At 61.7% G+C, this 5,947-nt stretch carries 6 protein-coding genes; 1 reads left to right on the forward strand and 5 read right to left on the reverse strand.

Going from position 1 to position 5,947, the window contains the following annotated elements; translation table 11 throughout:
* The first annotated feature begins 273 nt into the window (after window positions 1-273).
* The gene (locus tag KG698_RS14405; protein WP_213684961.1) at window positions 274-912 is read left to right on the forward strand and encodes a hypothetical protein; all 639 of its coding nucleotides are present in this window, start codon (window positions 274-276) and stop codon (window positions 910-912) included.
* A 33-nt stretch (window positions 913-945) separates the two neighbouring features.
* Here KG698_RS14405 and KG698_RS14410 read toward each other — a convergent pair whose 3' ends face one another.
* The 5 genes from KG698_RS14410 to KG698_RS14430 form a co-directional block, all read right to left on the reverse strand.
* Window positions 946-1,818, reverse strand: coding sequence for a DMT family transporter (locus KG698_RS14410; RefSeq protein ID WP_213684960.1), 873 nt, complete (start codon window positions 1,816-1,818; stop codon window positions 946-948).
* A gap of 86 nt (window positions 1,819-1,904) precedes the next feature.
* The gene (locus KG698_RS14415) at window positions 1,905-2,195 is read right to left on the reverse strand and encodes an HU family DNA-binding protein (protein ID WP_213684959.1); all 291 of its coding nucleotides are present in this window, start codon (window positions 2,193-2,195) and stop codon (window positions 1,905-1,907) included.
* 133 nt (window positions 2,196-2,328) lie between these two features.
* Window positions 2,329-3,813 (reverse strand): AMP nucleosidase, encoded by a 1,485-nt coding sequence (locus KG698_RS14420; protein WP_213684958.1) that lies wholly within the window; start codon window positions 3,811-3,813, stop codon window positions 2,329-2,331.
* 46 nt (window positions 3,814-3,859) lie between these two features.
* Window positions 3,860-5,668, reverse strand: coding sequence for an adenine deaminase (locus KG698_RS14425; protein WP_213684957.1), 1,809 nt, complete (start codon window positions 5,666-5,668; stop codon window positions 3,860-3,862).
* Between the two features lie 57 nt (window positions 5,669-5,725).
* A partial coding sequence (locus KG698_RS14430) for a DUF3775 domain-containing protein (protein WP_213686253.1) occupies window positions 5,726-5,947 on the reverse strand: 222 nt, incomplete at its 5' end.

The raw sequence follows: 5,947 nt of genomic DNA on the forward strand, positions 1-5,947 counted from the left end.
CCAGAATCGTGGCAAGATCGGCTAAGTTGGGGCGCAAGTTCCGTCGTTGAACAAGGCGTTCGAGGATCAATCCCGGCGGGTCGCGGGGATTGTGCGCAAACTGCAAACACTGCTTTGAAAGCACCCAAGCGTTGCCTCTTTTTTGCCTTATTTGGCCGCGATTGCGTCGGAACTGGGGAAGAAGTTGGATGTTTGCTCATGGGGGTTTCGGTGCGCCCACGATATTTGCTGCGCGTGGTCAAACTTGACTGGCTGCTGGTCACAGTAGGGCTGATGGCTCTCGCGCTTTTGGTGGCGAGTTTGATCCGCAGTGCGCCAGCCTATCCGGTCACAGCGTTTGGTACCAAGATTGGCGGCCTGCGCGCCTTGGGCGCGACCGAGCGTTTGGTTCTTTTCGAAGATCTCAGCACTGGTCCCGCGCCCGATTGGTCGGGCGGAAAGCGCGATGACACGCAGGTCGGGCTTGGCGCGATCTGGTTGGCCACGCCCGGCGATGCACCGATGACGCGCCGGATCGCCCTTCCACCACAGACGCAGCGCAGCATCGTGACCATGGATCTGATCGCAATCGACGCTTGGGCGCTGGAGCGGCTGGAGCTTTCCGTGAATGGCGCACCGGTCTTGCGACAAAGCTTTTCCTCCCAACCCGATCTGATCGCAGCCCAGCATCGGGAGGTTTTGGCCCAAGATGGCATCACCTTGCGCAGCCGCTTGACAGGGCCGCAGGAATTGGGCTTTGCCGCTGGGCCGGGCCTTTTGGAAACCCGGCTATCGGTCGAAATGGCGATCACGACCACCGCGCCAGAGTTGCAGCTTTCGATCACGCCGCTGCCTGCGGCGGCGGGCATGGCCGATGGCGAACCGCCCCGTTGGGCGATTGACAATCTCGTGGTGATTGCCGTCACACCTTAGCGCGCGCAAAGCGCCGGTCAGCCAAGGGCGCGATCAAGCCGGACGCGCCCTTACCAATTGCACGGCCAAGATACCTGCTGCCACGATGGCCACGCCCAGCGCATCGACCCAGCTTAGCCCCTCGGCCAAAAGCAGGGCTGCGATGGCGACACCGAAGACCGGGTTGAGAAAGTGAAAGGTCGCGGCCCGCGTGGCCCCGATGCGGCGCACCAGCCAAAACCAGATCAGTGTCGCCACAAGCCCCGGCATCAAAGTGGTATAGCCAAAGGCCAGCACAAGCCGCGTGGACCAATCGACCGACCAGCTTTCGGTGAGCAGCGCAAATGGCGCAAGCGCCGCTGCACCCACCAGCATTTGCAGACCCACGACCATCAACAAATTGCCATTGCCCCCTGTCGCGCCTCGCATTGCCAAAGTGGCCACCGTCAGCGCCACCGCCGCGATCAGGCACAGCACGATACCCGTCGGATCGGCCCCGCCGCCCAAGCGCTGCGCCATGATCAAACCCACGCCACAAAAACCCGCCGCTAAGCCTACTACGCCCAGTAGCGGGAGCTTTTCGCGGAAAATCCCCCAATTCGCCGCCGCGACCAACAAGGGCATGGTCGAGGCGATGATCGCGGCAAGCGAGGCCTCGATCCATTGCATCGCAACGAAATTGAGCCCGAGGTAGAGCGCGTTCTGACAAATGCCAAAGATGATCACCGCGCGCCATTGGCCCGGCCCAAGGCGGAAGCTTTGACCCAAGGCCCGCGCGATGGCGATGCCGATCAACCCCGAGATCAAAAAGCGGATGGATAAGGCCGTGACCGGCGGCATGGCCTCGACGATCATCCGCGCCGAGGTAAAGGCGGACGACCAAATCAGGGCAAAGACGAGCCCGGCAAAAAATGCGCGGAAATCCATGGGGTCAGTCGGCCTCGGCCCAGAAAAGAGAAAGGGCCGCAGCCCATCTTGGGCGCGACCCTTTCACGAAAGCTGCATCAGGGCAATCAGCCGTTGACGCTGTCCTTGAGTGCCTTGGCAACGGTGACTTTCACCTGCTTGTCGGCATCTTTCTTGATCGTCTCGCCGGTGGCGGGGTTGCGCACCATGCGCACGGGGCGCTCGCGGCAGTAGATCTTGCCGATGCCGGGGAGGGTGACAGCGCCGCCTGCGGCGACTTCCTTGGTCACGATTGCGGAAACCGCATCGATCGCTGCTGCTGCGGTTTTCTTGTCCGCGCCCATTTCTTCCGCGAGTGCGGCGACGAGCTGGGTTTTGGTCATGGGTTTTTGTGCCATTGGTTTTTCTCTCCTGAATACTGCCCGAGCCCTAGGGCCGGTTGGCGCAAAAGTAACCGAATATTGTGGCTCCACACAACGCTTTGCGTGCAGAAAAAACCCAAAAACATGGCCGCGATGTCGTTTTTTTCCTCTAAAGAAAGGCCGTTTCCTCAAAAGATCGTAATTTCCGGCTGTGAAGGCGTTCCAGCGGCATATCACGCAGCGTTTCCATGGCGCGGATGCCGATGAGCAAATGCCGCGAAACTTGGGTTTTATAAAATTCCGACGCCATGCCGGGCAGTTTCAGCTCACCATGAAGCGGCTTATCGGACACGCACAGAAGCGTGCCGTAAGGCACCCGGAAGCGAAAACCATTGGCCGCGATGGTCGCACTTTCCATATCAAGCGCGATTGCGCGCGACTGGCTCAAGCGTTGCACGGGGCCGGTGTGGTCGCGCAATTCCCAATTGCGGTTATCAAGGCTGGCGACCGTGCCGGTGCGCATGATGCGTTTAAGCTCATAGCCCGCAAGCTCGGTCACATGGGCGACCGCGTTCTCAAGCGCCACCTGTATCTCGGCCAAGGCCGGCACCGGCACCCAAACGGGCAGATCATCGTCCAGCACCTTATCCTCGCGCAGATAGGCATGGGCCAAGACGAAATCGCCAAGCCGCTGGGAATTGCGCAAGCCCGCGCAATGGCCGACCATGATCCACGCATGCGGGCGCAAGACGGCAATATGGTCGGTCGCGGTTTTGGCATTCGACGGCCCCACCCCGATATTGACCAAGGTGATCCCGTTCCCATCCGCGCGCTTGAGGTGATAGGTCGGCATCTGCGGCATCTTTTGGGGATGGGCGATAGGGGCGGCGGGGTCGGTGATCTCGATATTGCCGGTGGCGACAAAGCTGGTGTAGCCGCTGGCCGGGTTGGCCAACATGGCGCGGGCATAGCCTTCGAACTCATCGACATAGAATTGGTAATTGGTGAACAGAACATGGTTCTGGAAATGCACCGGGTCGGTCGCGGTGTAATGGGCGATGCGCGCCAGTGAGTAATCCACCCGCTGCGCGGTAAAGGGGGCCAAAGGATGGGCGCCATCCTCATAGGTAAAGCCAAGCCCGTTGACGATATCGTCATGCGTCGTGGAAAGATCAGGCACATCGAAAACATCGCGCAGAATGAAATCACCCGCCCCTTCTTGCGGCACGGTGATCGCGCTGTTGCTTGCCACGGCGAAATGCACGGGCATCGGTGTCAAAGACGGGCCAACCTCGACCGGCACACCATGGTTCTTGATCAAAAGCCCGATCTGTTGGCGCAGGTAATTGGCGAAAAGATCGGGGCGCGTGATGGTGGTGGCATAGCTGCCCGGATCGGCCACATGGCCAAAGCTCAAGCGGCTATCGGTCAAGGCGTAGCTTGTCGTGGTGATGCGCAACTCGGGGTAAAAGGCGCGAAACCGCGTCTCATCAGGTGCGCCATCGCGCAGCGTCGCGCTGAACTGATCGCACAAGAACCGCACCGCTTGCGCATAAAGCGCCTGAAGATGGGCAACGGCGTCATCGGCGTTCTCAAACAGCTTGCGCTGCTTTTCTTGATCGGGGCTGACGATGCGGGCGGATTTGTTTTTCATCTCATGATCTTTATGTACAAGGGGCGCGCATGGGCAAGGCGCGCCGTTACGGCTTTTCCCCCACGACCAGATCGGTCAGGGCGAAACGGGTCACATCAACCAGCCCCAAATCGGAAATCCGCAAAGCGGGGATGACGACAAGCGCCAAGAGCGAGTGTTGCATATAGGCGTTGTTGAGCGTGCAGCCGCAGGCGGCCATCGCCGCGACCATGGCTTGGGCCTTGGCCGCCACCTCGGCTGCTGGGCTGTCGGACATCAGCCCGGCGATGGGCAATTCCACCAACGCCAACTCCACGCCATCGCGCCAGACCGTGACGCCGCCGCCCACTTCGGCCAGTCGGTTGGCGGCCTTGGCCATCATCGCGCGACAGGTGCCAACGACGATCATATGGTGGCTGTCATGGGCAACGGTCGCGGCCATCGCCATGCCGGGACCATAACCAAAGCCCGAGACAAAAGCATTAACCACCTGCCCCGTCCCGCGATGACGTTCGACCAGCGCGAGATGGGCCACATCGCCTTGCGCTGCGATCACGCCATCGACGACCGGCAATACGGCCTCAAGCGCCTCGGTCGGGGCTTGGTTCTCGACCACACCGATAACGCGGACCTTGACCGCCCCCGTAGCCAAGGGTGCCTTGGCCGCGAAATCATCGGCCACCAGCACCCGGCCAAGATGCACCGTGTCGCGCGCATCATCCGGCCAATCAAGATGCGGACAATCGACCAAGCAGCGCCCGCTTTCGGCCACCAGCCGCCCGCGCGCATAAACGGCCTCAATCGGCAGGCTGGCTAGATCAGAGGTCACGATCATATCGGCCCGCCGCCCCGGTGCGATCTGGCCGATCTCGCGTTCCAGCCCGAAATGGGTGGCGGTGTTGATCGTGGCCATTTGCAGCGCCACCAGCGGGTCGCAGCCGCAAGCAATCGCATGGCGCACCGCGCGGTTCATATGCCCTTCATGCACCAGCGTGCCGGAATGACAATCATCGGTGCAGATGATCATGTTGCGCGGATCAAGCCCGCGCTCGGTGATCGCGGTGATCTGTGCCTTGATATCGAACCAAGCCGAGCCGAGCCGGATCATCGACCGCATCCCTTGGCGCATGCGGGCCACGGCGTCATCCTCGGATGTGCCTTCGTGATCATCAGCGGGCCCACCGGCGGCATAGGCGTGAAACGCTGGCCCCAGATCGGGCGAGGCATAATGCCCGCCCACGGTCTTGCCCGCCTTTTGCGTCGCCGCAATCTCGGCCAGCATTTGCTGGCTGCCCGCCACCACGCCGGGGAAATTCATCATCTCGCCCAAGCCCACGATACCGGGCCAACCCATCGCCTCGGCCACGTCATCGGGGCCAATCTCGTAGCCCGTGGTTTCCAAACCGGGGGCGGAGGGGGCGCAGCTTGGCATCTGGGTCCAGATATTGACGGGCTGCATCAGCGCCTCGTCATGCATCAGCCGCACACCGCGCAGGCCAAGCACATTGGCGATCTCATGGGGATCGGTGAACATGGAGGTCGTGCCATGCGGGATCACGGCGCGCGCGAATTCCGCAGGCGTCAGCATGCCGGACTCGATATGCATATGCCCATCGCAAAGACCCGGGATCAGGTAGCGGCCGCCCAGATCCACCACCTCGGTCGCGGGGCCAATGCAATGGCTGGCATTGGGGCCGACATAGGCAAAGCGGCCATGACGCACGGCAACCTGCCAGCCCGCCATCACCTCGCGCGTTTGCACCAGAACGATACGGGCATTGGTCAACACCAGATCGGCGGGCGCGCGCCCCGCGGCTGTGGCGACCAGATCGGCGGCCACATCGGGCCAGCTTGGAAAAGGGATGGGCATTTGCATGGCCCAATCTTGCCCATTGCCGCCAAGCTGGCAAGTGACGCTTGGGTGACGGGGGCGTTAAAGCAGGTCTTCCTCGACATCGGTGATGTCGATGCCCATTGCTTCGGCACCCGCCTCGAGATGATCGGCGAAATGTGGGCTGCCCAGCAGGTAGTCGGCGGTGGGCGTCGTTGCCTCGGCCAATGCGGTTGCCACCGCCTCTTCCCAATCCTCGGGCTCGAAACTGCCGCGTCCGACCCAGTAAAGCGCCACCAGTTCGGCGCGCTCATCCTCGGGCAT

This window comes from Roseicyclus sp. (genome assembly GCF_018402035.1).
GTDB lineage: Bacteria > Pseudomonadota > Alphaproteobacteria > Rhodobacterales > Rhodobacteraceae > Roseicyclus.

Coding starts and splice junctions, on each gene's coding strand:
- KG698_RS14415 (WP_213684959.1), bottom strand. CDS start 2,195: ATGGCACAAAAACCCATGACCAAAACCCAGCTCGTCGCCGCACTCGCG.
- KG698_RS14410 (WP_213684960.1), bottom strand. CDS start 1,818: ATGGATTTCCGCGCATTTTTTGCCGGGCTCGTCTTTGCCCTGATTTGG.
- KG698_RS14420 (WP_213684958.1), bottom strand. CDS start 3,813: ATGAAAAACAAATCCGCCCGCATCGTCAGCCCCGATCAAGAAAAGCAG.
- KG698_RS14425 (WP_213684957.1), bottom strand. CDS start 5,668: ATGCAAATGCCCATCCCTTTTCCAAGCTGGCCCGATGTGGCCGCCGAT.
- KG698_RS14405 (WP_213684961.1), top strand. CDS start 274: ATGGCTCTCGCGCTTTTGGTGGCGAGTTTGATCCGCAGTGCGCCAGCC.